This is a genomic window from Pseudomonas sp. UBA5706 (assembly GCF_002419965.1).
Classification (GTDB): Bacteria; Pseudomonadota; Gammaproteobacteria; order Pseudomonadales; family Pseudomonadaceae; genus Aquipseudomonas.
Genome location: NZ_DIHC01000032.1, coordinates 1 through 25,752, shown reverse-complemented (window position 1 = coordinate 25,752; position 25,752 = coordinate 1). Strand labels below are relative to the sequence as shown.

Genomic DNA, 25,752 nt, shown 5'->3' with positions numbered 1-25,752 from the left:
ATTGCATTTGATGAGCAGCTGTTTCAAACCGGTAGCGAATCGCATCGTATTGGCCTTGGTGTCTGCGGGGCTGTGCCAGGGCCTGGCAATGGCAGCGCCTGCGGGATGCTCGACGTTGTCGGCCATGCCTGCGGCGATGGAAATCGTTCAAGGGGTGCAACAGGACGTTCGTTCGCCCGTTGCCATTACGCGCCTGGCGGTGGGCGATCCGAAGATTGCCGATGTGCACGTCAACGGTGACGATAACGGCGGCTTCCTGCTGACCGGCGTTGGGCCTGGCACCACCAGCTTGATGATCTGGACCGCCTGCTCCACCTCGCCCCGCCAAAGCATGGTGTTCGTGCGCGGCACCGCCAAAGCCGCATTGACCGACGCGCAGCTGCCGCCCTCCGAAGACCCGCTGCTGCCCAGTCAGGTGCAGACCGACATCCGTTTCGTCGAGGTCAGCCGAACCAAGCTCAAGGAAGCCAGCACCTCGATCTTTGGCAGGGGGTCGAACAACTTCCTGTTCGGCGCGCCCGGTACTGTGCCGGGCGTGAGCGTGACGCCGGGATCCGTAGGCAAAACGCAGCCGGGTATTGCGTTGAACAACAACACCTTCAACATCGTCTGGGGCGGCGGCAGCAGCAAAGTGCTCGGCATGCTCAATGCCATGGAAAGCAGCGGGTTCGCCTACACCCTGGCCCGGCCTAGCCTGGTCGCCCTCAGCGGGCAGAGCGCAAGCTTTCTGGCCGGCGGCGAGTTTCCAGTGCCGGTGCCCAATGGTGAAAGCAACGGCATTTCCATCGAGTACAAGGAATACGGTGTGCGTCTGACCCTGACGCCGACGGTGGTGGGGCGTCATCGCATTGTGCTGAAAGTCGCCCCTGAGGTCAGCGAACTGGACTTTAGCGCCGGCGTGACCATCGCCGGGACGACGGTTCCTGCGCTGAACGTGCGCAGGACCGACACCAGCGTGTCGCTGGCCGATGGCGAAAGCTTCGTCATCAGCGGTTTGATCAACACCAGCAATATCGCGGCGGTGGACAAGTTCCCGGGCCTTGGCGACATCCCGATCCTGGGGGCGCTGTTTCGCAGCTCGCAAATCAACCGCGACGAGCGTGAATTGCTGATGATCGTCACCCCGCATCTGGTTCAGCCGATGGCGGTCAACGCCCCGCTGCCATCGTTGCCGGGAGAAGGACTGCGCAACTACGACCCGAGCTTTCTCAACCTGTACTTTCTGGAAAACGGCCGTTTCGATCGCCGTAGCGGGTTATCCCAATGAGCCAGGGACCCAGCCTGAGCCAGACCTTCCTGGCCATCACCCGCAATAACACCGATCTGGAATGGCTGCAGGCCGCGCTGTTGCCGCTTGGGCAGGTGGTCAGTGCCGGGACCGGCAGCCTCGACGAACTGCTCGCGCTGGTCGACGTGACCTTTGCCAGCGTGGTGTTCGTGGGGCTTGATCGGGAGCACCTGGTGAACCAGAGCGCGCTGATCGAAGGTGCGCTGGAAGCCAAGCCGATGCTAGCCATCGTGGCCCTTGGCGATGGCATGGATAACCAGTTGGTACTCAATGCCATGCGCGCCGGTGCGCGGGATTTCGTGGCCTATGGCTCGCGGTCCAGTGAGGTCGCAGGGTTGGTTCGGCGCCTGAGTAAACGCCTGCCTGCAGCTGCTCCCAATCCGAACATGGGCAGCCTGACCGTCATCTATGGCGCGCAATGCGATGGCGACGGCGCGTTGGTGTCGGCACATCTGGCGCTGGTGGCGCAGCAGAAAGGGCAGCGCACCTTGTTGCTGGATCTGGGCATGCCCCGGGGCGACAGTCTGGCGATGCTAAGCCTTGAATCCTCGTTCAACTTCGGCGACGCACTGCGCCACCTGCGTCGCCTGGACTCAACGTTGATCGACAGTGCCTTCACGGTTCATCCCTCTCAGTTGCGCATTCTGGCCTACGGCGACGATGACATGTCACTGGAGCACACCAGCGCGGCGGAGCTGTACATGTTGCTCAGCGCCCTGCGTCAGCATTTCCAGCACGTGGTCGTCAATCTGGTCGGGCAACCGGACAGTCAGTCGTTACGGACCTTCGTTGCCCATTGCGATCAGTTGCTGTGGTACGTCGACCAGAACGTCATCGAGTGCCGCCGCAACCTGGCGATTCTCACGCTTTGGCGCGAGAAGGGTCTGAAGCTGCAACAAGGAGGTTTATTGGTGGACAAATACATGCGCCACGTCACCCCCAATTCACAGGCGCTGGAGAAGACCTTTGGCCTGCCCGCGATGGCGGTGCTGCCGCTGAGCCCGGAACTGCGCCTGAACGCAAAAAATCAGGGGCTGGCATTGTTCGAAATCTCACCGCGCGAGTCCCTGAGCACCGGTCTGCGCACCCTTGGCGAACGGCTGGCCAGTCACGCACCGGCCTCGGAAAAAAAGCGCGAAGGTTGGCTGGGACGTCTATTGGGGGAGCGTAAATGAAAGGTGAAAAACTCTTTGGCGTTTCAGCCCGCCCGCAGGAAGGAGGCGACGGCCAGGGCCTGAAGCTGGTCCTGCATCGCTACATCATCGATGCCATCGAAGAGAGCGGGCGCAACCTGCTGGAGGGCACGCGCACGGCACTGGCCCAGTTCGTCGCCGACAAGGTCGCCGAGTACGTGGCGCGCTTGCGCCTGGCGGTTTCGCGCTACGAAATGGAGCGTCTGGCCGAGGAACTGGTGGATGAGCTCACCGGCTTCGGCCCACTCGAAGTGCTGCTGCGCGACAAGTCGGTTACCGAGATTCTGGTCAACGGCCCGAACAAAGTGTTCATCGAGCGCGACGGCGTGTTGCATCACTCGGACTTGCGCTTTATCGATTCGCACCACGTCGAGCGAGTGATTCAGCGCATTCTTGCGCCGCTGGGCAGGCGTCTGGATGAGTCTTCGCCGATGGTCGATGCGCGCCTGCCCGATGGCAGCCGGGTCAACGCCATCATCCCGCCGATTGCGCTGGATGGCCCCTGTGTATCGATTCGGAAATTCCGCAAGGACATGCTCAAGAGCGCCGACCTGGTCGCCATGCAGACCATCGACCAACCGATTTACGAGTTTCTGGAAAGCGCCGTGAGCAAGCGCTGCAACATCCTCATCAGCGGCGGTACGGGCACGGGCAAGACCACCATGCTCAATGTCCTGAGCCAGATGATTCAAACCCAGCAACGCCTGGTGACCATCGAAGACGTCGCCGAATTGCAGCTTGGGCACCCTCACGTGGTACGCCTGGAAACGCGGCCACCCAATGCCGAAGGCCACGGTGAGGTGCGTTCCAGCGACCTGATCCGCAACGCGCTGCGGATGCGTCCGGACCGAATCATCCTCGGCGAGATTCGCGGCGTGGAAGTGCTCGACGTGCTGACGGCCATGAACACCGGTCACGACGGCTCGATGAGTACCGTGCACGCCAACAACGCCCAGGATGCCCTGTTGCGATTGGAAACCCTGGTGGGCCTGACGGGCCGGCAGATCGCCGAGAAAACCCTGCGGCAGATGATCTGCGCAGCGCTTGACGTGATCATCCAGCTGACGCGCATGCCCGATGGCCGGCGTTGCGTCAGCGAGGTCGTGGAAGTGGTAGGCGTGCGCGATGACGTCTACGTCACCAACACCCTATTCCGGCTCGACCGGCGCTCGGGCTTCGGCTTCCTGCGAGAGGCCATCAACCCTGCCGGCGACAAGCTGCGGCACATGGACTACTAAATGAGCCACGGAGGTTCATGGTGAAAGGGGCAATCATCCTCGGGCTGGTGTTCATGTTGCTGATGGGCCTGTCGTTTTATCTGTTCTATCGCGGCCTGAACCAGGGGGCCAACGAGCGAATCATGTCGCGTCTGTCGTTGGGCCGACCTGAGTCTGCGGCGTCGAGCCCGGGCCTTGCGCGCATTGAACGCGCTTTTTTGCGTGCCGGCCTGGGTCGCCCTACCGAGCGCCTGCCATTGGCCTTGACCATCTGGTTGGTAACGATGCTGGTGGGCTATGTGCTCGACGAAGGGTTCGGGCTGGCGCTGGGCGTGCTGTTGCCTGTGATCCTGCTGCGCCTGTATGTCAGCTTTCGTTATCAGCGCCGCGTGCGCCGCATGATCGAGCAACTGCCGCCATTGCTCGATCATGCCGTGCGCAGCCTGAAATCCGGTCGCACCTTGGGGGATGCGGTATTGCACGGGATCGACTCTGCGGGGTATCCGCTGAACGAGGCAATGTCGCGGATCAAGCGCAACGTGCAATTGGGTGTGCCCCTGCCGGATGCGGTTCAGGACTTTGCCGAGCTGTACGAGCGTGATGAGTTTCAGCTGTTCGCCATGGGGTTACGGGTCAACCACCGCTATGGCGGCAACGCCAGTGAGTTGCTGGACAACCTGATCCGGCTGATCCGCGAGCGCGAACAGGCGACGCGGCAGCTCAAGGCGATGACCGGAGAAACCCGCATGACCTCCGTGGTGCTGGCGCTGCTGCCGGTGGGCATGGTGGCGTACTTTTTGATCGCAAACCCCAGCTACCTGCTGCACATGTGGAATGACGACAGCGGCAGGACGATGCTGATGGTTGCGTTTGCCATGCAGACCTTGGGATGCCTGGCACTGTGGCGGATGATGCGGAGCATTTGATATGGCCTTGCTGCTCAGTGGGTTGATGTTTGTGGCCGCCGGGTTTTTCCTGTTGCTAACGGTCGCTCGCCAACGACGCAACGAGCGCGTAGTGATGTCGCGCCTGCAAGGCGTGATGGTGCGCGACAGTCGGGTCGGTACGCTGATGCGCCTGCTCGGCGACAGTCCTCTGGGGCAGCGCGCGGTTAGTCTGGACAGTGAAACCCAGGTCCTGCTCAACCGCATCGGCTGGCGCCGGGCCAGCCAGCGATCGCTATTCGCGGCGTGTCAGGTGGGGGTGCCCGTGGTGACGCTCTGCCTGGTCATGGCTATCCAGATGCTGTTTTTCTCGGACATCACGTACCCGGTCATGGCGCCCCTGTTTGCCCTTGGCCTGGGTTATCTGGCGCCCAAGCGAGTGCTTGCGCAGGCGGCGGCGCGCCGACAAAAGCAGGTCGTGGCGGAGATTTCCGTATTCATTCCGTTGTTGCGCATCCTGTTCGAGTCCGGCATGGCGGTTGAACAGGCGCTGCGTGTGCTCGGCAATGAAGGCCAACGGCTGTTGCCCGTGTTGTCGTCGGAGCTGCGACTGATGCTGGTGCGCGTTGATTCAGGCCTTGAGCTGGGCAACGAGCTGACCAAGATGGCCTCGGTGTTGGCGGTCGACGAGTTCAGTGACACCTGCGTGATTCTCAATCAACTGATTCAACAGGGCGGCGGGGCGATGAAGTCGCTGCTGGCGCTCAAGCAGTTGATCGATGACCGTCGTCTGACGCGCTTGCAGGAGTACATCTCCAAGCTGTCGGCAAAAATGTCGGTGGTGATGATGGTGTTTCTGTTTCCAGCGTTGTTGATCGTACTGGCCGGGCCGGGCTTTATCGCCATCGGCAAGGCATTGGGTTCGCATTAGGGAGGTCGAATGAAAGCAGTGATTGCGGCATTGGGCCTGGTGCTGCTCGGTGGTTGCGCCAGCGATGGCAGTGCGCCCTGGCTGGCACAGGCCACCGGGAGCAGCTGTGGCAAACCCACCTCCGATCAGGAACTGGCGCTGAACATGGCACAGGACATGGCGGACGAAGGACGCCTGCATGCAAGCCTGGCGCACCTGGAAGGGCTGCCGTCGAATTTGGCCGAGGTTCGGCTGCGCAAGGCGCGGGTGCTGCGTCTATTGGGCAGCGATGAAGCCGAACCGCTGTACAAAAGCCTTCTGGGCACCTGTCGCGCGGCCGAAGGCGAACACGGCCTGGGGCAACTTGCCGTGGCGCGAGGCGATAACGATGCGGCGCTGAGGCACCTGCAGGCGGCGGTAAAACTGTCGCCCACCGACGAGAAAATCCGCAACGATCTTGGGGTGGTTTACCTCAATCAGCGCAAACTTGAGCAGGCGCGCTTCCAGTTCCTCACCGCGATGGAACTCAAGCAACAGGACAACCTGGCGGCGCTGAATATGGTGACGTTGCTGATCTATCAGGACGACTGGACGCAGGCTGCCGAGTGGGTCTCACGGCTAGGGCTATCGCCTGAACAGGTAAACGACGCCCAGGCCCGTGCAGAAAAACTCAAAACCACACCCGGTGCCACGATCAGACCGGACAAGGTTGCCGTGGCCACCGATCCGACCGCCGCTGCCGGGAGACATCCATGAAAAACGTGCTGTTGAATGGCCTGTGGCTGCTGGCCCTGAGCGTGCCCGCCATGGCGATCGAACCGGACGCATCTTCTCAGAAGCAGACGGAGGCCTGGCTGCAGCTGCAAGCCAGCGGCAGGGCTGCCTCGAACCTTCCCCAGCCCCAGGCGCCCGCCGAGCGGGACCTGAGCCTGCAGCGCTGGCTCAACAGCTACCAGCACCCGATTCCTGAGTTTTATGAGCGCAAAAAGGAAGAAAGTTCGTCCGGGTCAGGGAGTGCCGGGAGAAATTGACAGAGGGCCGCGTGCCTGCGGTGGGATGCTCGGGAGCGCCACCGCCGGTCGCTACGCGGGGAGAGTGATGATCTGCAAGGTGTAATCACTGAGTGAGAGAACGCAGGTACGACAGCTGCGAGCGCGGTATTCACGCAGCGCTCACCTGACTGCCCCGCGGCCTTCTAATGCGCAGTCACCCGCCCCCTTGCGGCGTTGTTGTTGGGCGACAGAGCCAGCGCCAGCTGGGTCCGGTTGTGCAAGTGGGTCAGACGCAAAATTTGCGACACGTAGAGTTTGACGGTGTTTTCGGTGATCCCCAGTTCGCAGGCGATCTGATAGTTGGTCTGGCCCTTGCTCACCAGCCTGGCGACGTCCAGTTGCCGGGGGGAGAGTGGATCGAAGATGGCCGGGATTTCTGATTCGGCGTCGCCTTCGGACGCCACCGTTGCCTGAGCGATTTGTCGGGACTTATCCAGGTCCTGGTAGAGGTCGTCGATCGAGGCCGCCAGGAACTGTAGCTTGTCGTTGAGATGGCCAAGGTGTTGCACATTCTTGGCCCTTTCTCCAAGCGATTCCTCCTGGCGCTTGACTCCTTCGAGCAATTCATTCAGGTCCACCGGTTTTTGGTAGTAATCGGCGATCCCCGCCCGCAGCGCCTTGATCACGTCCTGTTTTTCAGCGCGGCCGGTCAGCATGATCGATTCGAAGAGACGTTGCTTGCCCGCCAGCACTTTCATGGCTTCCACCAGCTCAATCCCGTTCAAACCTGGCATATCCAGATCACACAGAACGATGGCGATGGTGGTGTCGTTGCGAAACCGCTCCAATGCTTCTCGACTGGAATAGCAAGGCACGCAACTGTACCCACTGCTGTCCAGAAACTCTTTGATTTCGTCAACGATCAATGGCTGATCGTCGACCACCAGAACCTTGACTGCCGATTGATTGTTCACGCGCGACTCCCTGCTGCGACTACGACCGAACCCGGCCCGGGACCTTGCCTATCCGTTATGGCAATCCACTGCAGGACAGTTCTCTGCCCGGGCGTGGGAACAAAACTAGACGCACTTTCCTACTATGTACATAGAGTGTGATGGCAATTCGACTAGCGGATCCAAAACGCAGTGATGAGGAAACCGACGAACAAAAAAGGCACGAAAGGCAGTTTGTTTGACGCTTGCGGTACGAGGTGAGAGTAGCGAGCCGTAACCCATTGACCGGCATGGGGCCAGACTTTTTGACGCGTCATCAGCCACACAATGTGGGCCACGCCAGCGCCGATGAACGTTCCCAGCACATGCAACTGATCACTGGCGAGCGCCAAGGCCGCCAGCAATTTCACATCCCCCGCACCGAGCCTGCCCAACGCATAACCGGGCAGTGTGAGCCCCAGGGTCAGCAACAACGCCCAGCCTGCCTGCGGCATCGGCGCACCCAGCCAACTGCTACCGTTGATCAGCAGATAAACCAGCGCCAACAGCCCGGCACCCAGGGTCAATACGTTTGAAACCCGCCTGCTGCGCGCGTCCTGGTCCGCGCAAACGGCAAACCACAGCAGTAGAAAAAATAAATTCATTGGGTAAAACACGTCCTGTTTTCTGTAAAGAATCTATGCTCCATGCACGGTAGCACTGTCAGGGTAGACGTCGGCATGCGCAGTATCCCCCGCAAGTTTTGTTCCGCCAGGCAACGCGGCGCAGCGGCCATCGAATTCGCGTTGGTGTTCGTGATCTTCTTCGCGATTTTTTACGGGCTGGTGACCTATAGCCTGCCGTTGCTGATGATGCAGTCCTTCAACAATGCGACCGCCGAGGCTGTTCGCCAAAGCGTCGCCATCAGCCCCGGCGCCGGCACCAGTGCCGCCGATTATGCCAATCTCGTCACCACCCAGGCGACGACGGCATTGACCAGCCAGCTGTCCTGGCTCCCGCCGGCAATTGCGTTCAATGCCGCTTCCGACGCGGCGATCACCTTCGATGGAAAGCTGCTCAGGGTTCGCATCGATTACCCCAAAAGCAAGCTGACCCATGTCGTGCCGGTTTTGAAGTTGCCCGGAATCGGCGACGTACCGAACCTGCCCACCTACCTTTCTGCAGAAGCGAGCCTGCAACTTGCCCCTTAAAAAGGAACTTCTCAATCGCTGGCTCGGACGTGCCGATGCACCTTCCGAACCCGAACCCGAGCCGCAGGTGGTCGATCCCGCTCCGGCCAGTGCCGACTGGCACATGCAGCTCAATCAGGACGGGCACGTGACCAGCATCAGCAAACCCCTGCGCAACGCGTTGGGGCTGGCCGCTGCATCGACCCCGCCGCAGCGCCTGCTGGGCTATCTGATGCCCAGCAGTGCGCTGGTGGTCGAAGGTACGCCTCAGGAATGGCAGGGGCACATGCTTGATCTGGATTTTCGGCGTCTCGATGGGCAGGTGTTGCACACCCGCGGCTGGGTCCAGGCGCAGGCGGACCACTGGCTTTTGCAATTGCTGGACATCGGCGATCTGATGGAAGAAGCCAATGTCGCACAGAGCCGTCAACAGTGCCTGCGTCTGGCCGAACAAGTGGCGGAAAAGGTCCGTGGCTGCCATATCGATCGTCTGCAAGCGATGGCGGCCGAGCAACTGGAAGAGCTGGCGCAAAGCTATCGGGTTCCCTGTCTGGCCCTGGCGCTCGCTGAGCCGGAAGGTGCCGGTTGGCGTATCTATGCGCATTACAACGCGCACACCGCGCCGCAGCTGTGGCAATACAACCAGCGCCTGGGCGCTGATCTCGATTCGCTCAAAGGCACCGTCACTCATCAGATCGACTTCGACACACGGACCTCCCTGGTGCATCTGCAAAGTGCGTTCGGCAATTCGCAAGCCTTCCTGGTGCCGCATCACAAGGCAGGCTCGGCCAAGGCGTGGCTGTTGTTCGGTTTCTACGACGCGTCGGCACAGGCTCCGGAATTGGGCGATCGGGAGTGGATGAACCTGTGTTCGGCACTGGCCGGGCCGATTCTCTATCGGCATGCCGACCAGATGCACCTGCATCAACTGGAGCGCCTGGCGGTGTTGCAGGACCTGCTCGGCACCGGCTGGTGGGAATTGCTCCCCCAAGGCGAGCAGATACAGCTTGCGCCGCAACTGGCACGCACCCTTGGCCTGCCGGATAACTGCGACGTGATACCTCTGGCGCAGTGGCTGCAGTTAATTCATCCCGCCGATCGCCATGAACTGCAAAGCCGCCTCACCCTGTTGCGCGAGCATGCAGCGCCCCTGCTGGCGTGCGTCAGGCTGCGTCAGGACGATCCCGCCCAACCTACGGTTTGGCTGCGAATTCAGGGTCAGGTGCTGGTCAGCGGGCAGACGCGCCGGGTGCTGGGCTTCATGCTTGATGTCAGCGACATCAAGAATCAGGAGACCCAGGCTGCAGCCGCCCATGCCCGGCTCGATAACCTGATTGCCAGTTCGCCTGCAGTTATCTACGTGCTCGGCTACGACCAGGGCAGTCTGGAGCCGACTTTCTTCAGCGCCAGCCTGACGCCGCTGCTGGGGTGGAGTCAGGCCGAATGCAGCGCGGGGCAGCTCACTCACTATATTCACCCCGACGATCGCGACATCTGGTTTCAGCGCACCCGTCAGCTGTTGCGCGAGGGCGTGGTCAGTTGCCGGTATCGCTTGCGTGACAAAAAAGGCGAATACCACTGGCTGCTCGATGAAGCGCGGCTATTGCGTGATGACTTGGGCATGCCCGTGGAGGCCGTCGGCTTGTGGCTGGATGTTACGGACGCGACCCAGGCCACTGAGCGCGTGCGTGAAAGCGAGGAGCGCTACCGGATTCTGGTGGAAGACTCGCCTGCCATGATCTGTCGCTACACGCCGGACCTGGTGCTCAGTTTTGGCAACCGGCCGCTGGCAGATTACCTGGAATGCACACCGGCCCAGTTGCCCGGTATGAACCTGGGAGCGTGGTTTTCCGCCGAACAGAAAGAGGCCTTCCTGCAGCGTATTGCCGAGTTGTCGCCGCAGGCGCCGATGAGCACTTCCGAAATTTGCCTCGAATTGCCCGGGCGCGAACATGCCTGGTGGATATGGGCCGACCGTGGGGTGTTCGATGAGCGTGGCGAGCTGATCGAAATTCAGGCGGTGGGCCGCGACAACACGGAAATCCGCCGCACCCGGATGCAGCTTAACCAGAGCGCAAAAATGGCAACCCTTGGCGAAATGGCCACAGGCCTGGCGCATGAGATCAATCAGCCGCTCAATGTCATGCGCATGGCGGTGGTCAACGTGCTCAAGCGCCTGAGCAGCGGCAACGTAGACGTAGATTACCTGACCGACAAACTCACCCGTATCGACTCCCAGGTGCAGCGTGCAGCACGGGTGGTCGACCACATGCGGGTATTCGGTCGGCGTTCGGAAATCGAGCAACAGGTGTTCGATCCGATCGATGCGGTGGACGGCAGCCTGAACATGCTGGCCGAGGGGATGAAGGGCAAGGGTGTGCAGCTGCGTGCCGCCGAGCCCGGGCCACGGGTGAGGGTGCGTGGACATGTCGATCAGCTCGAGCAGGTGCTGATCAACCTGATGGTCAACGCCCGTGACGCGCTGCTTTCCAAACGCGAAAAGGACACCGACTTCGAGCCCTGGATTGCGCTGCAGGTGGAACAGGACGAGCAGACGATCTGGCTGGTGGTCGAGGATAACGGTGGCGGTATCGATCCTCGTCTGCTTGAACGCATCTTCGAGCCGTTTTTTACCACCAAGCCGGTCGGTGTGGGCACGGGGCTGGGTTTATCGGTGAGCTACGGCATCGTCGAGCAAATGGGCGGACGGCTGACCGTGAGTAACGGCAGTGAGGGAGCTTGCTTCCGTATCGCGCTGCCAATTGTGCGGGGGTGAAAGGGGCACGCTGTATGGGACTGCCGGCGTGCATGGCGAGCATTTTCAGATCACCAATATTGCCTGCCCCGGATGACAACTGAGGTTAGGCCCGACATCGACCGAGGCCAGATTGATGCCGAGTGTGGTCAGAACCTGATTGACGATAGGATCGACCAGCGGCGCCAACACGCCATTGATCACCCCGCCGATGGTACTGACTGCCGTTGTCAGGATGGAGGTCAGCGTTCCCAGCACGGTCGACGGCAGCGTCACGCTGGTGGGTTTGTGATAGATCAGATGAATGCTGCCTAACGTATTGTTGAGACTGCCGACAAGGTTATCGCTCTTGAAGGACTGATAAGAGGCGGGGGGCTTGTGTATTTCCGCCGGTTTGACGTGCGTGAACGACTGAGTCAGGCCCAGCACACTGCCGTCGTTAGGCCCTGAGCCGCCGACCAGCACACCGAGCCCACCGCCACCATAGGCCACCCTTGGCTGGCAAACGCGCGGCAGGACCGTGCAACTGGTCGTCCCTATATCCAGAATCGGCAATTCCTGCACGCTCATGGCGCTAGAAGAAGACGTCCAGGCCGATTTGTTGGCGATGCTGCCGACCTTGGTGACCAACGCTGCGGTGGTAGTGCTGGTGGTAAGGGTTTTAGTCGCGTCGCTGTCGCAGGTGAAATCGGTCACATAGCTACTGGCTTTGGCAGCTTCAATGCTGATATCGACAGTCGAGCCATTGGGCAACATTTTCACGTCGGCCCCCAAGAGTGATAGCCCAAGCGCGGACAGGGATTTGTTCAAAGCGGTAAGCGTGGTACTGAGCCCCGGACCCACATCGGCGCTGATCAGTATCCGCACCTGTGCCGTTTTCACGTAAATCTGATTCGGCCCGGTAGGGTTGGCTTTGGCCAGAACAGGATTGCCTAAGGCCGTCAACTGCGGTGGTTCGATGATCTTCACCTGCACGACGGCGCCTGCCACACCCAGGACATTGGCGGGAACCGTCGCTGCAAGAGCGCTGCTGCTGTTGGCTACTTGAACGAAGGCTTGCACCAGCTGGAACAGGTTTAGGCTAGTGTCGAGCGCCGCCTGTGGCAGACCGTTTTGCACGGTCAGCAGGCCTTGCAGTTTTATCCGCGTACCTGCAGCAATGGCGCCGGCACTCAACAGGTTAGTGATCGCGGCCTGAGCCGCCGAGTTGCCCTGAGGCAACACCTTCACCGCCGTAGTGAGCAATTGCGAAACCGTGATATCGGTACCCAGCAACGATGTGTAATCCCCTGCCTTGACCCCGACATCCAGGGCCAGTTGGTTCAGATAGTTGAGCATGTTGATGTTAGCGTTCATCAGGCCTTGCCATCCCGTGAGAGAAACGTTCAACGAGCCACCCAACAGTCCGCCCCAGAGGGCGTTCAGCAGATTACCGTTGTCGCTGTTGACGTCTGCCAAGGTGCTTCTGATCGTCAGTTGCGCCAACGGCGGCAAGGGCGGTGTGGCCACGGCAATGGCGCTGAGCTGGATGTTGGCCGCAGACGGGGTACGTTGGAACAGTGCGCCGATGCCTGCGGCAATGCTGCGAGCGACGGTATGACTGGCAGTGACCTGGATGGCGTCCGATCGCGAGGCATCGACGGCAAAGCTGCGGCGGCTATCGGCGGCCGTGGTGAGGGTGCCGCAGCGGGTCGTCAGAACGCGGCTGCTGTCGGTAACGGGGAAACCATTGCGCGTGGCACTTTGGATGGCATAGCTGCTGGCGGTGCTGCTTCCCGTGCAGGTACCACCCAGGCTCGCCGCCTCCAGAGCTGCCATGTCGGCCACGCGCTGCAAGTTCCGTTTTTCAAGATAGAGCCGGCCGCTGTCGACCACCACCAGGGTGCATAACAACGCCAGCGCCATCGTCAGGGCGGCTATCAAGCCTATGGCACCACGTTGCCTTTTGCGAAGCGGGCAGGGGCACATCAGGGGAGACATCCAGCACTCCTTCGGCAAAGCCGTCGCCACTCGCCCGAGATGCAGGGAGTGTAGTTCGAGCTTTGCAAATATGCCGGGTTTAACGCGTTTGAACGGTAGCCGCGCGGCTTGCTGGCGAGGGACGGACGTGAACTCGTCTGCGTCGGCAGGCCTGACGGCTACAGTGGCCAGCGCCACACCGGCTTTTGCCCGGCAGCTGTTGATCAGCGCGGAGGGTATTGCTGAAGAATTTTCTGTACGGTCTGGCGCAACGCAAGTTCGCGGGCGGCGGGGTTATCGCTGGTGTCGTTCATGACCTGCTCGGAGCTGGCGCGCCATACCAGTTTGCCGTCCTTGCCGTCCAGCATATCGATCTGCAGGGTCGAGACCCTGTAATCGACATTGCGCGTCTCGGTGCCGATAGGCCCGCCCCAATAGCCGCCCCAGGGGTTGCCCCAGTAACCACCGCCGTAATTTGTGGTGACCATCTGCTGACGGGTCTCGACGACAAGCCAGGCTTGCACCTGTACGTCTGCCTTGGTCCCGGGCGCGCTCATGCGCAGACCGCGTTGATCGAGCTGTTCGCTGACCGCCTGGCGGATGCGTTGCTCGGTCAGATCACTCTTGATACGCGGGTCATTGGGTTGATATTGCAGGCCCGGCTCTTTCCAGGCCCAGCTTCTGTACCCGCCGAAGTCGCGCTTGGCATCGAAGTCACGATTGACCCGATCGGTCTGACACGCAGCGAGCAGCAGGGCAACACACACGACAGCGATACAGCGCAACATGATGGTTCTCCAGAAACGATGTAAGACGGGGCTAAGAAGGGGGATAGGCGCTCAAGGCGCGCTGCACGGCCTGACGCAATGCCTTGGCGCGATCGGATTGATCGCCCGCGCTGCCGGTTTCGGCACTGGCGCTCCACACCGGTTGGCCGCTGCGGGCATCGAACAGGCTGATGCTCACCACCACTACCTGTTCTTGGTAGGTGCGCACCACCGGTACGCTGGCGTATCCGCCATAGCCGCCGCGATAGCCGTTGCCCCCGTAATAACCAGCGCCCGCGCCGCCATAGTAGGGATCGTAATAATCCTCGCGCACCTGGCGCAGTCGGGTTTCCATCCGGGTCTCGGCAGCCACTTGCAGGTCTGCCGCCTGAGGGGCGCGCGAAGGACGCAAACCTCGTTGATCCAGTCCATTGCTCACTGCTTCGGCGACTTGCGCCGAATCCGCCCACTGCGTGCCGGGCGGTAGTTGGCTGTTGAGCCAGGTCCAGTTGCGGTAGCGCCCGTAATCCCGAGGCGCGGCCGGGTAAGCGCTCATGTCGATCGCATGGGCAGCTTGCGGCGGGGCAGGTGGCACCGCCGCGGAAACGGCAGTGTAAGGATTAGGGCTCTGGCAGGCGGCAAGGGCTATGCACAGGGGCGGGCAAAGGGTCAGCAAAGCGGGGCAGCGTTTCATGGTGGTCTCCGCAGATAGCCTCAAACAGGTCGGCACATCCAGTGCAGATAACGTCCCAGCCCGGCAAAAGCCGGGTGGCGACGATGAGCGAGTTCCATTTCCAGCACGTCCGCGAGTTCAGCCCTGGCCTGAAACTCCACCGGCATGTAGTCGTGGAAAACCCGGACGCCACTCTGGGTTTCGACTCGCCACAGACCCTCAAGGTGCGCCGCTAAGTCCCGCGGATCAAGCGGTTGTTGCGGGGTCAGGCTGTGTTTTTCACCGGCCAGGGTGTTTCGGCGCATCTTGCGGAAATGGCCCTTGAGAAGATTGCGGTAAATCAGCGCATCGCGGTTATAAAAAGCCAGCGACAGCCAACCATCGGCCTTGGTCAGCTGGCGCAGTACCGGGAGAATCGCGTGGGGCTCGGCCAGCCATTCCAGCACGGCGTGGCACAGCACCAGATCGTAGGGTTCATCCAGTTGCCCGGGCAGCGCCTGCCAAGGCGCTTGAATGAAAGTCGCCGACTGCCCGACCTCGGCGAAACGTTGCCGAGCGCCCTCCAGCATGGGTTCGGCGGGCTCAGCCAGCGTGACCTCGTGGCCCTGTTCGGCCAGCCACAACGACATATTGCCCAGGCCCGCACCGATGTCCAGCACCCGCAAGGGACGGTCCGGCAGGACTTCCTTCATATCGGCCTGCAGCACGGCAAGGCGAATGGCACCTTTGGCGCCGCCGTAGATCTTTTCGGCGAAGCGCGTTGCCAGTTGGTCGAAGTGACGATCACTCATTGATGAACCGCCGTTCGCTGTCGGCCAGTTTGGCGCGCACCACTTCATTCATGTCCAGGCCCAACTCGCTGCACATCAGCAGCAGATACAGCACGATGTCGCCCACTTCCTGACCAGCATGGGCCAACGTTTCGGCGGGCAGTTGTCGCGACTGGTCCTCGGTTTTCCACTGGAAGATTTCTACCAGCTCAGCCATTTCCACACTGGCAGCCATGGCCAGATTCTTGGGGCTGTGAAATTGCCGCCAGTCGTTGTGATCGCGGATGCGATGCAGGCGTTGGGTGAGTTCGTCGAGGTTCATGGGCAGGTCTCCTGAAGGTGCGTAGCTTCAGGGGGATGGTGGCGCGAATCAAGTAAAGCCGCTGGATTTTCCAGGGATGCTGACGCGCAGTGTACGTCAGGCGCGCCAAGCAGCAGATGCTTGAGGATTTGCAGCAGCGCGGCTTGCCAGCGGCAGCCATTGGGCTGACGCCGCCGTCAATTAGTCGCGCTGCTGCGCCGACGTTCGCACTGCGCTCACTCCGAGGCCGGCTGCCAGCTGCCCACCAGGTGCACAATCCCTTCCCGACCTTCGACCTTCAGCTGCCCGTGGGACCCCGCAGCGCTTGCAGAGAGCGTCACCTCGCTCGGCAACCGCACCGGCTTGTGAAACTCCACCGAGATGTCGACGTTTGAGGCCGGAAGATGATCGTCCAGCGCAGCGAGAGCGCGGCTTTTCATCCACAGGCCATGGGCAATGGCCGTGGGGAAGCCAAAAAGCCTGGCACTGATGTCGCTTAAGTGGATCGGGTTGTAATCTCCGCTAACCCTGGCGTATTGGCGACCGATATCGGCCGGTGCATACCAGTTCGCCAGTTCAGTGATCGGCAACCGCTCGCGCTCAGGTGCAGTGGCGAGCTCGCCCTCGATATTCACGCCCCGGCAGAGCATGGTGCTGTGCTCTTCCCAGAGCAGGCCAAGAGCGTCCTCGAACTGCGTGATCAGGTTGAACGTCGCGCCCTTGGCATGAGGCCGCAAGTCCGCCACACGCACGCTGACCTGCGCCTTTGCCACGCCGCCCAGCGGCCGTCGAATGCTGATCCGGTTTTGCACATGGATCAGCCCCAATAGTGGGAAGGGGAAGTCCTTGTCGGTGAGCAACTTCATCTGCAGCGGGAACGCCAGAACGTGTGGATAGGTCGGCGGCAACAGGCTACCGGGGATAAATCCGCAGACCTTGGCAAAGGCATTGACCTTGTCGGGATCTACCGAGACCCAGCAGCGCAGGCCTAAATCGGGCAGACGGGTGCCGGTGACTTTTCGCCGCATCGCCGCCTGCATGAACAGACCCGGCAGCGCGGGTGGGCTGTCCAGATAATGCCAATGTCCACTCATCGACTTTCTCCCGTTGTTATCCACACGTTCCCTGACGCCTGTAGCAGGACGGCCTGCCCACGATGGCGTTGCAGAGCCGCCGTTGGCAAGCCAGGCTGCTGCAGCGATCGCAGTCAGCAGCGCCCCGGAACTCAGGCGCCGATCAGGCTTTGCCCACACACTCTGAGCACTTGGCCACTGACCGAGCCGCTGCCGGGCTGACCCAACCATGCCACGGCTTCGGCCACATCCTGTGGCAATCCTCCCTGTCCCAGCGAACTCATGCGCCGACCGCCCTCACGTATGGCAAACGGCATGTGTGCGGTCATGCTGGTCTCGATGAAACCGGGCGCCACTGCATTGATGCTGATGCCACGCTCCTTGAGCAACGGAGCCATGGCTCTGGCCAGGCCGATCAGCCCGGCCTTGCTGGTGGCGTAGTTGGTTTGCCCGCGGTTGCCCGCCAGGCCGCTGATCGAGGCCATCAGGATCACGCTGCCGTTGTCGTGCAGCGCGCCTGCGTCGAGCAGCGCTTGTGTCAGCAACTGCGGCGCATTGAGGTTGACGTTAAGCACTGAGTCCCACAAGTCAGCCGTCATGTTGGCCAGGGTTTTGTCCCGGGTAATCCCTGCGTTGTGCACGAGGATGTCGAGGCCGCCCGGGATGTGTTCGACCAGTTGTGCTGCCGCATCCGGCGCGCAGATGTCCAGCACCAGCGATTGGCCGCCAAGGCGCGCGGCCAAGGCATCGAGATCGGACTTGGCCTGGGGCACGTCGAGCAATACGACGTGTGCGCCATCGCGCGCCAGCGTCTCGGCAATCGCCGCGCCAATCCCGCGTGCAGCGCCGGTGACCAGCGCCTTGCGCCCGGCCAGCGGGCGGCTCCAGTCCTGCACCTTGCTCGGGCAGGCGCTCAGTCGGATCACCTGTCCGGAGATGAACGCGCTTTTCGGCGACAGGAAGAAGCGCAACGCGCCTTCGAGTTGATCCTCGGCGCCTTCGTCTATCTGCAGCAGCTGGACCGTGCCGCCATTGCGCATTTCCTTGGCCAGCGAACGACTGAAGCCTTCAAGGGCCTGCTGCGTGCTGGCCGCTAGCGGATCGGCCTGGGTATCGGGCGCGCGGCCCAGAATCACGATGTGCGCGCTGTGCTCCAGGTGGCGCAGCACGGGGTGAAAGAATTCGCGCAACCGGGCCAGTTGCGAGGTGTGTAGCAGGGTGCTGGCATCAAAGACCACGGCTTTGATTTTCGAGCCCTGATCCTCGGTCCAGGGGTGTGCGTCGCTGACCTGCGCGCCAAAGCTGAAAAGCAGATCGGTCATGCGGGGTGCAAAGCTGCTGACCCGTTGCGCCAACGGCCCCGAACTCAACAGCAAGGCCCCTTCCACCGGGCGCAGACGTCCAGCCTGCCAGCGTTCCAGACGCGCTGGCGCAGGCAGCCCCACGGCTCCTACCAATCGGCGACCGATGTCCGAGTTGGCGAAGTCAATGTAGCGATCAGATGCCATGGAACACTCTCCTTGAGTCGGGGTTCAAAGAAATGGACCGCACTATCGGGTAATAAGTCCTACGCTCTTGAGCTGATCAGCTCGCACAAGAAAGGGAGATTTCAATGAGTCAGACACGCCGCGTGGCCATCGTTGGGGGTAATCGGATTCCGTTCGCTCGCTCCAATGGCGCCTATGCCACCGCCAGTAACCAGGACATGCTGACCGCCGCACTGGAAGGCTTGATCGAGCGTTTCAACCTGCACGGCCTGCGCATGGGCGAAGTTGTAGCAGGGGCTGTGCTCAAGCATTCGCGGGATTTCAACCTGACCCGCGAGTGCGTGCTGGGATCGCGCCTGTCGCCACAGACACCCGCTTACGATATTCAGCAAGCCTGCGGCACCGGGCTGGAAGCGGCATTGCTGGTGGCCAACAAGATTGCGTTGGGTCAGATCGAATGCGGCATTGCTGGTGGTGTCGATACCACGTCGGACGCGCCTATCGGCGTAAATGAAGATTTGCGGCAAATCCTGTTGCAGGTCAATCGCAGCAAAAGCACGGGCGACAAGTTCAAGGCGCTGACCCAGCTGCGCCTGCACAACCTCAAGCCAGAGCTGCCGCGCAATGGCGAGCCGCGCACGGGATTATCGATGGGGCAGCATTGCGAGCTGATGGCGCAGACTTGGCAGATTCCCCGTGAGGCGCAGGATCGGTTGACGTTGGAGAGTCACCAGAAAATGGCAGCCGCTTATGCCGCAGGCTGGCAGGACGACCTGCTCACGCCCTTCAACGGTCTGACGCGGGACAACAATCTGCGCGTTGATGCCACCCTTGAAAAGCTTGCATCGCTCAAGCCTGCGTACGAGCGCAGTGCGAAAGGTACATTGACGGCCGGTAACTCCACGCCGCTTACCGACGGCGCTTCGCTGGTATTGCTCGCCAGCGAAGACTGGGCCAGGGAGCGCGGGTTGCCGGTATTGGCTTATTGGCGCGATGGCGAGGCGGCAGCGGTGGATTTCGTGCGTGGCGACGAGGGCTTGCTGATGGCGCCGGTCTATGCCGTGCCGCGCTTGCTAGCTCGAAATGGCCTGAGCCTGCAGGATTTTGACTATTACGAAATTCACGAAGCATTCGCCGCCCAGGTACTGTGCACACTCAAGGCTTGGGAAGACCCCGAATACTGCAAAGCGCGTCTGGGCCTGGAAACACCGCTGGGTTCGATCGACCGTAGCAAACTCAATGTCAAGGGCAGCTCCCTGGCCGCAGGCCACCCCTTTGCCGCTACGGGTGGACGGATCGTCGCCAACCTGGCCAAGTTGCTCAGTGTGGCGGGGCAGGGCAGGGGCTTGATCTCGATCTGCGCGGCCGGTGGGCAAGGTGTCACGGCGATTCTTGAGCGGTAAGGCGCAATCAGTTTGCTGCCCCTGTTTTGATTCTGGCCGAAGGGAGCGGCAGGTTAGCTTGCAAACGGTCTGCCTTTCACTGGCAGCACATACGCAGGCTGAGTCTGCCTGATGCGGCGTAGTCGAACGGCTTCAAATTGCGCCCTCTGGGCATAACCGAAGCTTGAGCTGATCCACCCCCCTTTTCCTGTAGCCGGTCGGTCGGCGAAAGAGGTCTGTGCCTATGGCGGGTCTCGTCGGGGGGGCGACAGCGCCGTAAACTGCCTTCTCTCGACACAAGGCCCGCCCATGCCGAAAAACGGACAATCCTCTTTGCGCAACCCCGTCACCCAAAGGCTGATACCGACGCTTACCGAGCTGCCGCGCCCGCTGTATGCCCGCGCGGAAAGCCTCGGTGCTGGCTCATGGACGCCGACCCATCGCCACGAATGGGTGCAGTTTTCCTACGCCATTAGCGGCGTGCTCGGGGTGCACACCGAACAGGGCAGCTTCTTCGCGCCGCCGCAATGGGGAGTATGGATTCCTGCAGGGCTGGATCACGAAGTCATCACCTCGACCCGCGCCGAAATGCGCAGCCTGTACGTCCGCACCCAGGACTGCCTCTGGGCAGCGGATCGCTGTCGAGTGCTGGAAGTCACGCCCCTGGCCCGCGAGCTGATCAAAACCTTCTGTCTGCTCCCCGCCGATTATCCCGAGCACGACAGCCCTGAAACGCGACTGGTCCAGGTGTTGCTCGACCAACTGGCGAACCTGCCGGAAGTCGGGTTTTCCCTGCCGCTTCCACGTCATAACCGTTTGCTTTCGCTGTGCAACGAGCTGGTCGAAGAGCCTGGCCAGAACGTCACGCTCGCTGGTTGGGCAGCACGTCTGAATATGTCGGAAAAGACCCTGATGCGGCTGTTCCAGCGTGAGACGGGCTTGAGTTTCAGAGGCTGGCGGCAGAGAGCGAGACTGCTGGCTTCGCTCAACGCGCTGGAGGAGGGGGACAGCGTGACCTGCACCGCCCTTGAGTGCGGTTACGAGTCAACTTCCGCGTTCATCGCGGCATTCAAGGGTTTATTCGGGCTTACTCCGGGGGAGTTGTTCAGGTAGTCACTGATCGCCGCTCAAGCGCCTGCGAAGCCCATTTTTTTTATGCCCGCGCGGCAACCGGCATGGTCTGATCGGCGGGATCGGGGCGATATATCCGCTCACAGCTGGCGCCTCTGTAATCACCAGGATTGGACTATCCTGCGCCCGGCATGAAAGGTGCTTGGCTCGATCCTGGGAACGTCTGGTTTGAAATCGAATCCATGACTCAATACATATGCCCCTACTCGCTGGCGGAAGATTGCCGTATAACGAGCAACAATCGCGTGTTTGGCCACGAAGGACCCAGAATAAAAGCCGATGAAGACTCCAAAACGCATTGAACCCCTGATCGAAGACGGTCTGGTAGACGAGGTGCTGCGCCCGCTCATGAGCGGCAAAGAGGCAGCTGTTTATGTAGTGCGCTGTGGCAACGAGCTGCGCTGCGCGAAGGTTTATAAGGAGGCCAACAAACGTAGTTTCCGTCAGGCTGCGGAGTATCAGGAAGGCCGCAAGGTGCGCAACAGTCGTCAGGCTCGGGCCATGGCGAAGGGCTCCAAGTTCGGACGCAAGGAAACCGAAGACGCCTGGCAGAACGCCGAAGTGGCGGCCTTGTTCCGCCTCGCCGGCGCGGGCGTCAGGGTACCAAAGCCGTACGACTTCCTCGAAGGCGTGCTGCTGATGGAAATGGTGTCGGATGAGTACGGCGACGCAGCGCCACGCTTGAACGACGTCACGCTCGATCCTGATCAAGCGCGTGAGTATCACGCCTTCCTGATTCAACAGATCGTGCTGATGTTATGTACCGGCCTGGTGCATGGCGACCTGTCCGAGTTCAATGTGCTGCTGTCGCCCGATGGCCCGGTGATCATCGACCTGCCGCAAGCAGTGGACGCTGCGGGCAACAACCACGCGTTCAGCATGCTTGAGCGGGATGTCGGCAATATGGCTTCCTACTTCGGCCGCTTTGCCCCGGAGCTGAAAAAAACCCGCTTCGCCAAAGAGATGTGGGCTTACTACGAAGCCGGCACCCTGTCGCCGGCGACCGTACTCACCGGAGAGTTTGCGGACACCGATGAGGTAGCAGACGTGGGTAGCGTGTTGCGCGAGATCGAAGCGGCCCAACGTGATGAGGCGCGGCGTCAGGCTGCCAAGGCAGAGGATGATGCGCCACCGGGCAAGGCTGAGGAACCGCCTCCGCCCTGGATGCAGTAAGGGGCGATGAGCACAGCGCTGGCCGATGCCAGCGCTTTAGCCCTTAGTGCGCAGCGAGTGTCGGATCAAGATGTTAACGCTTGGCGGATGTTTTCATAATGATCGTGAGTGTTGATGTTCATTGCGTTCGGCAGGCGATTTCGCAATTGACGTCACTCGCACATCTAAACCGTTACGATTCCAAATTCCTCAATATCGGACACTCCGGCCGATCATCTCCCTGGCAATGCGTTGCCAGATCCAGCAAGGTATCCCGCAACCCTGCCAGTTCGCTGATCTTTTGATTCAATTTGGCAATGTGCTGACAGGCGAGAGCCTTCACATCGGCGCTGGCCCGCTGGCGGTCCTGCCAGAGGGTCAGCAGTTTGCCGACTTCCTCCAGCGAGAAGCCCAGGTCTCGGGAGCGTTTAATGAAGGCGAGCGTGTGCAACTCGTCCTTGCCATACAACCGATAGCCGCTGTCTGTGCGGGTCGCGGCGGGAAGCAGGCCAATGGACTCGTAATAGCGAATCATCTTGGCACTCAGGCCACTGCTTTTGGCGGCTTGGCCGATGTTCATGGCTTATCTCCCGTGTCGTCCGGCTTCCAGGTCTTGAGCAATAGCGCATTGCTCACGACGCTGACGCTCGACAACGCCATGGCTGCACCCGCCAGCACCGGGTTGAGCAGGCCAAACGCTGCAAGGGGAATGCCGATAAGGTTGTAGACGAAGGCCCAGAACAGGTTCTGGCGGATCTTTGCGTAGGTCTTGCGGCTGATGTCCAGCGCGGCCGGGATCAAGCGAGGGTCGCCGCGCATGAGGGTGATGCCCGAGGCGTGCATGGCGACATCGGTGCCGCCGCCCATGGCGATGCCGACGTCAGCAGCGGCAAGGGCGGGGGCGTCGTTGATGCCATCGCCGACCATCGCGACCACCGCGGTTTTCTTCAGCGCGATAATCGTCGCGGCCTTGTCGGCAGGCAGGACTTCAGCGTGTACATCGTCGATGCCTAGCGCTTGTGCCACGACGTTAGCGCTGCCGCGGTTGTCGCCGGTTAGCAGGTGAGTGCTGATGTGGCGCGCGGTCAGTTGCTCGACGGTTTGCGCAGCGCCAGTTTTAAGCGTGTCGCCAAAGGCGAACAGACCGAGCACCTGTCGCTTTGGGCTCAGCTCGACCAGCCAGGACAGCGTGCGGCCTTCTGCCTCCCAGTGTTGAGCTGACTCAGCCAGGCCATCCGGCGCCAGTTGGCTTTCTTCCAGTAGCCGACGATTACCCAGCGCCAGCTCGCGGCCCTGTACGGTGCCCGCAATCCCGCGCCCGGGCAGGGCTCGGCTGTTGCTAACCGCTTCCAGTGTCAGGCCCCGTTCGTAGGCCATGTCCAGCACCGCTTTGGCCAACGAATGTTCGCTGCCCAGTTGCAGCGCGCCCGCCAGTTGCAACAGGGTATTTTCGTCGTTATTGACCGCGCTCAGGTGCGCGATACGCGGCGTCCCGGACGTCAACGTTCCGGTTTTGTCGAACACCACCGCAGTGACTTGGTGGGCACGCTCCAAGGCTTCGGCGTCCTTGATCAGAATCCCGTGACGCGCTGCAACGCCGGTGCCGGCCATGATCGCCGTCGGTGTTGCCAGCCCCAATGCACAAGGGCAGGCGATGACCAACACCGCCACCGCGTTGATCAGCGCGGCCTCCGATGAAGCGCCCGCCGCCAGCCAACCCACCAGCGTGACGACCGCCACGAGCAGGACCACGGGTACGAATACCTGACTGACCTTATCCACCAGCTTTTGAATCGGTGCCTTGGCCGACTGTGCATCCTCGACCAACCGAATGATGCGCGCCAACACGGTCTGCGCACCCAATGCCTGGGTCTGCACCAGCAACCGCCCCTCGCCATTGATGGCCCCGCCCGTCACCTTGTCGCCGGGCTGCTTGGCAACCGGCAGGCTTTCGCCGCTGATCAATGCCTCATCGGCATGGCTCTGGCCTTCTATGACTTCGCCGTCCACTGGAAAGCGCTCGCCGGGTTTAACCAGCACTTGATCACCCACTTTCAGCGCGCTGATCGCGACATCCCGTTCCTGACCATCGATGACTTGAATAGCCCGTTCCGGCCGCAACGCTTCCAGCGCCCGAATCGCGCTGGCGGTTTGTCGTTTGGCGCTGCTTTCCAGGTATTTGCCCAACAGCACCAGCGCGATCACAACGGCGGAGGCTTCGAAGTAGAGGTGCGGCATGCCGCCGGGGCCGGCGGCGAGCCATTGATACAGGCTCAAGCCGTAACTTGCACTGGTGCCCAGCGCGACCAGCAGGTCCATATTGCCGGCACCGGCACGTAGGGCTTTGAAGGCTGCGACGTAGAAGCGAGCACCCAGGACGAACTGCACCGGTGTCGCCAGAACAAACTGCACCGATGCCGGCAACATCCAGTGCACGCCCAGCGGTTGCAACAACATCGGCAGCACCAGAGGCAAGGCGAGCACGATAGCGAGGATGAGGTGCCAGCGTTCGATGTCGTGACGTTTGAGTTGATCGGCCTGCTGAACGGCGTAGTCCTGCTCCAGGCTGGCGCCGTAGCCTGCTTTATCGACCGCGGCAATCAGGCTGGCCGGGTCTATCGGCTCGAGCACTTCTACGTGGGCGCGTTCGTTGGCGAGGTTGACCGTGGCATTTTTTACACCGGGGACCTTGCGCAGTGCGCGCTCTACACGGCCCGCGCAACTGGCACAGGTCATGCCGGTGATCGGCAGATCGAACATATCGGGACTGGGCATTCCGGGCACTCCTTGGAAGCGATTGCCAGCAAGCATCAACCTTGCCACGTGGACAAGGTCAACAGCCAGTTTTAAAAAACATGGCTGTGCACAGAACGACAGGGAGAGTGTTGGTTTTGGGCCGCAGTCGCTGGGTCTGCCGCGTAGCAGCGGCAGACGACGGTCAGCGGACGTCCAGTTGGTCCAGTGAGCGATCGACGACGGCTCTGGCCATGTCGATCAGGTGCACGACAGAGAAGGCCAGGTCGCGTTTGACGCCTGTGAGGTTTTCGGCGCTTTCACAGGCCGATGCCGTGGCGCAGCGCAATAGGCCCGAGACGTGGGCGAGGGATTCTTCGAGGGTTTTGTCGGGCGGGTCTGGGGTGACTTTTTTCATTTCTCAGCTCTATGGTGTTGGGGCCACCGAACAGTCGCTGCTAAACGAAAGAGGGTGGCGGCTTTGACACGGGTTAGCAGACCGAGACCATAGAGCCAAACCCGGCGCACCCAAAGGTGCCCCGCGCAAAGCCACCATAAGGTGGTGTCGCCTAGCTCGAAAGGTCTACAGGCTGCTAAACCCGGCCACTGATTTTCAGTGACCGACGCAGCCTAGAGATCGAAATCGGCAAGCACAAGCGGGTAGGAGTTTCTAGGAAATACCTTTCACAAGAAAGAGATTGGGCTGTAAGAAACAGCCTACAGGCGGGGATTTTTGTTGCAGAAGATGGCTAATGAGCCGTCCACCTCTGGGACCAACATCTGGCGTGATGACCGCAGCGAATGCATGAAGTCCGGTATAGATGGAATGCCTGACCTGCCACATTCGCCACTGTCGCACGGATCCAGAAGCCCACAGGTGCGGTGGAGTCCATGCATCTTCGGCCCGACGAGAGACTGACGGCTGGCTGATCGTTCCCACGAAGAGCGTCACTAGTGTCCGGG

At 61.2% G+C, this 25,752-nt stretch carries 24 protein-coding genes; 12 read left to right on the top strand and 12 right to left on the bottom strand.

Features of this window, described 5'->3' with window-relative positions; all coding sequences use genetic code 11:
• The first annotated feature begins 10 nt into the window (after window positions 1-10).
• The 7 genes from B3I26_RS15025 to B3I26_RS14995 are packed head-to-tail and all read left to right on the top strand — an operon-like array spanning window position 11 to window position 6,523.
• A complete protein-coding gene (locus B3I26_RS15025) occupies window positions 11-1,267 on the top strand; it encodes a type II and III secretion system protein family protein (protein WP_296258672.1) in 1,257 nt (418 codons plus the stop codon).
• A complete protein-coding gene (locus tag B3I26_RS15020; RefSeq protein WP_296258671.1) occupies window positions 1,264-2,463 on the top strand; it encodes an AAA family ATPase in 1,200 nt (399 codons plus the stop codon). The genes B3I26_RS15025 and B3I26_RS15020 overlap by 4 nt, the downstream gene beginning before the upstream one ends.
• The gene (locus B3I26_RS15015) at window positions 2,460-3,719 is read left to right on the top strand and encodes a CpaF family protein (protein WP_296258670.1); all 1,260 of its coding nucleotides are present in this window, start codon (window positions 2,460-2,462) and stop codon (window positions 3,717-3,719) included. Before B3I26_RS15020 ends, B3I26_RS15015 begins: the two co-directional genes overlap by 4 nt.
• 20 nt (window positions 3,720-3,739) lie before the next feature.
• Window positions 3,740-4,624, top strand: a complete 885-nt coding sequence (locus B3I26_RS15010) for a type II secretion system F family protein (RefSeq protein ID WP_296258776.1) — start codon at window positions 3,740-3,742, stop codon at window positions 4,622-4,624.
• Between the two features lies 1 nt (window position 4,625).
• Window positions 4,626-5,513 (top strand): type II secretion system F family protein, encoded by an 888-nt coding sequence (locus B3I26_RS15005; RefSeq protein ID WP_296258669.1) that lies wholly within the window; start codon window positions 4,626-4,628, stop codon window positions 5,511-5,513.
• A gap of 9 nt (window positions 5,514-5,522) precedes the next feature.
• Window positions 5,523-6,248, top strand: coding sequence for a tetratricopeptide repeat protein (locus tag B3I26_RS15000; RefSeq protein ID WP_296258668.1), 726 nt, complete (start codon window positions 5,523-5,525; stop codon window positions 6,246-6,248).
• The gene (locus B3I26_RS14995) at window positions 6,245-6,523 is read left to right on the top strand and encodes a DUF3613 domain-containing protein (RefSeq protein ID WP_296258667.1); all 279 of its coding nucleotides are present in this window, start codon (window positions 6,245-6,247) and stop codon (window positions 6,521-6,523) included. Before B3I26_RS15000 ends, B3I26_RS14995 begins: the two co-directional genes overlap by 4 nt.
• A gap of 164 nt (window positions 6,524-6,687) precedes the next feature.
• On the opposite strand, the gene B3I26_RS14990 is transcribed toward B3I26_RS14995, so the two are convergent.
• Both B3I26_RS14990 and B3I26_RS14985 read right to left on the bottom strand, forming a co-directional pair.
• Complete coding sequence (locus B3I26_RS14990) at window positions 6,688-7,458, bottom strand: response regulator transcription factor (protein WP_296258666.1); 771 nt, start codon at window positions 7,456-7,458, stop codon at window positions 6,688-6,690.
• Window positions 7,459-7,610: 152 nt separating this feature from the next.
• Window positions 7,611-8,081 (bottom strand): prepilin peptidase, encoded by a 471-nt coding sequence (locus B3I26_RS14985; protein WP_296258665.1) that lies wholly within the window; start codon window positions 8,079-8,081, stop codon window positions 7,611-7,613.
• A gap of 75 nt (window positions 8,082-8,156) precedes the next feature.
• Here B3I26_RS14985 and B3I26_RS14980 point away from each other — a divergent pair, with 75 nt between their 5' ends.
• The gene (locus tag B3I26_RS14980; protein ID WP_296258775.1) at window positions 8,157-8,627 is read left to right on the top strand and encodes a TadE/TadG family type IV pilus assembly protein; all 471 of its coding nucleotides are present in this window, start codon (window positions 8,157-8,159) and stop codon (window positions 8,625-8,627) included.
• Complete coding sequence (locus B3I26_RS14975; RefSeq protein ID WP_296258664.1) at window positions 8,617-11,382, top strand: PAS domain-containing sensor histidine kinase; 2,766 nt, start codon at window positions 8,617-8,619, stop codon at window positions 11,380-11,382. Before B3I26_RS14980 ends, B3I26_RS14975 begins: the two co-directional genes overlap by 11 nt.
• A 45-nt stretch (window positions 11,383-11,427) precedes the next feature.
• On the opposite strand, the gene B3I26_RS14970 is transcribed toward B3I26_RS14975, so the two are convergent.
• From B3I26_RS14970 to B3I26_RS14940, 7 genes are all read right to left on the bottom strand, one after another.
• The gene (locus tag B3I26_RS14970; protein WP_296258663.1) at window positions 11,428-13,341 is read right to left on the bottom strand and encodes a pilus assembly protein TadG-related protein; all 1,914 of its coding nucleotides are present in this window, start codon (window positions 13,339-13,341) and stop codon (window positions 11,428-11,430) included.
• A 203-nt stretch (window positions 13,342-13,544) separates the two neighbouring features.
• Entirely contained in the window at window positions 13,545-14,108 is a 564-nt protein-coding gene (locus tag B3I26_RS14965; RefSeq protein WP_296258662.1) for a DUF4136 domain-containing protein, read from the bottom strand.
• A gap of 31 nt (window positions 14,109-14,139) precedes the next feature.
• Window positions 14,140-14,781 (bottom strand): DUF4136 domain-containing protein, encoded by a 642-nt coding sequence (locus tag B3I26_RS14960; protein ID WP_296258661.1) that lies wholly within the window; start codon window positions 14,779-14,781, stop codon window positions 14,140-14,142.
• 20 nt (window positions 14,782-14,801) lie between these two features.
• Complete coding sequence (locus B3I26_RS14955; RefSeq protein ID WP_296258660.1) at window positions 14,802-15,551, bottom strand: methyltransferase domain-containing protein; 750 nt, start codon at window positions 15,549-15,551, stop codon at window positions 14,802-14,804.
• The gene (locus B3I26_RS14950) at window positions 15,544-15,852 is read right to left on the bottom strand and encodes a nucleotide pyrophosphohydrolase (RefSeq protein ID WP_296258658.1); all 309 of its coding nucleotides are present in this window, start codon (window positions 15,850-15,852) and stop codon (window positions 15,544-15,546) included. The genes B3I26_RS14955 and B3I26_RS14950 overlap by 8 nt, the downstream gene beginning before the upstream one ends.
• A 215-nt stretch (window positions 15,853-16,067) precedes the next feature.
• Complete coding sequence (locus B3I26_RS14945; protein WP_296258657.1) at window positions 16,068-16,925, bottom strand: MaoC/PaaZ C-terminal domain-containing protein; 858 nt, start codon at window positions 16,923-16,925, stop codon at window positions 16,068-16,070.
• 131 nt (window positions 16,926-17,056) lie between these two features.
• Window positions 17,057-18,412 carry a 3-oxoacyl-ACP reductase gene (locus B3I26_RS14940; RefSeq protein WP_296258656.1) on the bottom strand — a complete coding sequence of 452 codons (1,356 nt, stop codon included), beginning with the start codon at window positions 18,410-18,412 and terminating at the stop codon, window positions 17,057-17,059.
• A 104-nt stretch (window positions 18,413-18,516) separates the two neighbouring features.
• On the opposite strand from B3I26_RS14940, the gene B3I26_RS14935 reads away from it, so the two are divergent.
• The 3 genes from B3I26_RS14935 (at window position 18,517) to B3I26_RS14925 (ending at window position 22,077) form a co-directional block, all read left to right on the top strand.
• Entirely contained in the window at window positions 18,517-19,794 is a 1,278-nt protein-coding gene (locus tag B3I26_RS14935) for an acetyl-CoA C-acetyltransferase (RefSeq protein ID WP_296258655.1), read from the top strand.
• A gap of 288 nt (window positions 19,795-20,082) precedes the next feature.
• On the top strand, window positions 20,083-20,886 hold the full coding sequence (locus tag B3I26_RS14930) for an AraC family transcriptional regulator (RefSeq protein WP_296258654.1): 804 nt from the start codon (window positions 20,083-20,085) through the stop codon (window positions 20,884-20,886).
• 297 nt (window positions 20,887-21,183) lie between these two features.
• Window positions 21,184-22,077, top strand: coding sequence for a PA4780 family RIO1-like protein kinase (locus B3I26_RS14925; RefSeq protein WP_296258653.1), 894 nt, complete (start codon window positions 21,184-21,186; stop codon window positions 22,075-22,077).
• Between the two features lie 172 nt (window positions 22,078-22,249).
• Here B3I26_RS14925 and cueR read toward each other — a convergent pair whose 3' ends face one another.
• From cueR to B3I26_RS14910, 3 genes are all read right to left on the bottom strand, one after another.
• Window positions 22,250-22,636 carry a Cu(I)-responsive transcriptional regulator gene (gene cueR / locus B3I26_RS14920; RefSeq protein ID WP_296258652.1) on the bottom strand — a complete coding sequence of 129 codons (387 nt, stop codon included), beginning with the start codon at window positions 22,634-22,636 and terminating at the stop codon, window positions 22,250-22,252.
• A complete protein-coding gene (locus B3I26_RS14915; RefSeq protein WP_296258650.1) occupies window positions 22,633-24,831 on the bottom strand; it encodes a heavy metal translocating P-type ATPase in 2,199 nt (732 codons plus the stop codon). The genes cueR and B3I26_RS14915 overlap by 4 nt, the downstream gene beginning before the upstream one ends.
• 163 nt (window positions 24,832-24,994) lie before the next feature.
• Window positions 24,995-25,207 (bottom strand): DUF6124 family protein, encoded by a 213-nt coding sequence (locus tag B3I26_RS14910; RefSeq protein ID WP_296258648.1) that lies wholly within the window; start codon window positions 25,205-25,207, stop codon window positions 24,995-24,997.
• Window positions 25,208-25,752 lie beyond the last annotated feature (545 nt).

Excerpts from the sequence above, each read along its gene's own strand:
- B3I26_RS15025 (WP_296258672.1), top strand. The coding sequence starts at position 11 with ATGAGCAGCTGTTTCAAACCGGTAGCGAATCGCATCGTATTGGCCTTG.
- B3I26_RS15020 (WP_296258671.1), top strand. The coding sequence starts at position 1,264 with ATGAGCCAGGGACCCAGCCTGAGCCAGACCTTCCTGGCCATCACCCGC.
- B3I26_RS15015 (WP_296258670.1), top strand. The coding sequence starts at position 2,460 with ATGAAAGGTGAAAAACTCTTTGGCGTTTCAGCCCGCCCGCAGGAAGGA.
- B3I26_RS15005 (WP_296258669.1), top strand. The coding sequence starts at position 4,626 with ATGGCCTTGCTGCTCAGTGGGTTGATGTTTGTGGCCGCCGGGTTTTTC.
- B3I26_RS15000 (WP_296258668.1), top strand. The coding sequence starts at position 5,523 with ATGAAAGCAGTGATTGCGGCATTGGGCCTGGTGCTGCTCGGTGGTTGC.
- B3I26_RS14995 (WP_296258667.1), top strand. The coding sequence starts at position 6,245 with ATGAAAAACGTGCTGTTGAATGGCCTGTGGCTGCTGGCCCTGAGCGTG.
- B3I26_RS14985 (WP_296258665.1), bottom strand. The coding sequence starts at position 8,081 with ATGAATTTATTTTTTCTACTGCTGTGGTTTGCCGTTTGCGCGGACCAG.
- B3I26_RS14980 (WP_296258775.1), top strand. The coding sequence starts at position 8,157 with ATGCGCAGTATCCCCCGCAAGTTTTGTTCCGCCAGGCAACGCGGCGCA.
- B3I26_RS14970 (WP_296258663.1), bottom strand. The coding sequence starts at position 13,341 with ATGTCTCCCCTGATGTGCCCCTGCCCGCTTCGCAAAAGGCAACGTGGT.
- B3I26_RS14965 (WP_296258662.1), bottom strand. The coding sequence starts at position 14,108 with ATGTTGCGCTGTATCGCTGTCGTGTGTGTTGCCCTGCTGCTCGCTGCG.
- B3I26_RS14960 (WP_296258661.1), bottom strand. The coding sequence starts at position 14,781 with ATGAAACGCTGCCCCGCTTTGCTGACCCTTTGCCCGCCCCTGTGCATA.
- B3I26_RS14955 (WP_296258660.1), bottom strand. The coding sequence starts at position 15,551 with ATGAGTGATCGTCACTTCGACCAACTGGCAACGCGCTTCGCCGAAAAG.
- B3I26_RS14950 (WP_296258658.1), bottom strand. The coding sequence starts at position 15,852 with ATGAACCTCGACGAACTCACCCAACGCCTGCATCGCATCCGCGATCAC.
- B3I26_RS14945 (WP_296258657.1), bottom strand. The coding sequence starts at position 16,925 with ATGAGTGGACATTGGCATTATCTGGACAGCCCACCCGCGCTGCCGGGT.
- B3I26_RS14940 (WP_296258656.1), bottom strand. The coding sequence starts at position 18,412 with ATGGCATCTGATCGCTACATTGACTTCGCCAACTCGGACATCGGTCGC.
- B3I26_RS14935 (WP_296258655.1), top strand. The coding sequence starts at position 18,517 with ATGAGTCAGACACGCCGCGTGGCCATCGTTGGGGGTAATCGGATTCCG.
- B3I26_RS14930 (WP_296258654.1), top strand. The coding sequence starts at position 20,083 with ATGCCGAAAAACGGACAATCCTCTTTGCGCAACCCCGTCACCCAAAGG.
- B3I26_RS14925 (WP_296258653.1), top strand. The coding sequence starts at position 21,184 with ATGAAGACTCCAAAACGCATTGAACCCCTGATCGAAGACGGTCTGGTA.
- cueR (WP_296258652.1), bottom strand. The coding sequence starts at position 22,636 with ATGAACATCGGCCAAGCCGCCAAAAGCAGTGGCCTGAGTGCCAAGATG.
- B3I26_RS14915 (WP_296258650.1), bottom strand. The coding sequence starts at position 24,831 with ATGCCCAGTCCCGATATGTTCGATCTGCCGATCACCGGCATGACCTGT.
- B3I26_RS14910 (WP_296258648.1), bottom strand. The coding sequence starts at position 25,207 with ATGAAAAAAGTCACCCCAGACCCGCCCGACAAAACCCTCGAAGAATCC.